Source organism: Dietzia sp. IBK-p2-15D (genome assembly GCF_057773105.1).
Genome location: NZ_JBYMTK010000060.1, coordinates 1 through 482 on the forward strand (window position 1 = coordinate 1; position 482 = coordinate 482).

The following is a 482-nucleotide window of genomic DNA, read 5'->3' on the forward strand; positions in this document are numbered from 1 at the left end:
TACATGAACAGTGTTTACTTCTTCTGAAGATGCACCTAGAAACTTTTCATAGGAATCATTTTCATATCTAGCAACGACGAATCGGATCATACTTCACCAGATTTCATAAAATAGTCACTAAGCAATTTGGTTGGAATTCTAATAGCACAGTCCCATTCATGACCCCCAATAGGAGATACGAACGACTCACCATCCCAATACACAAAATCTATACTAAATTGATATTCGTTACGTTTAGCATCTTCTAGGATAGAATAAAACGAATTATGTCTATCTAATAAGTTTTCAATAACATATTTTTCGCCACTATCATCATACACAAATGCAAAAAATATCTCTCCACTTTTTTCGAATTGCTCATTTTTTAGTTTTCTCAATTCTTCTATCAACTGAGCCTTTGTCATATCTTCATATTTCATAAACATTTCCTCATTTCTTCAATTTGTGTATCAAACATCATACCACAACATTCATAAACAACT

At 32.2% G+C, this 482-nt stretch carries 1 protein-coding gene; it reads right to left on the reverse strand.

The window, feature by feature from the left end:
* Positions 1 to 86: 86 nt before the first annotated feature.
* On the reverse strand, positions 87 to 419 hold the full coding sequence (locus tag AC3DEV_RS16855) for a hypothetical protein (protein ID WP_488372845.1): 333 nt from the start codon (positions 417 to 419) through the stop codon (positions 87 to 89).
* Positions 420 to 482 lie beyond the last annotated feature (63 nt).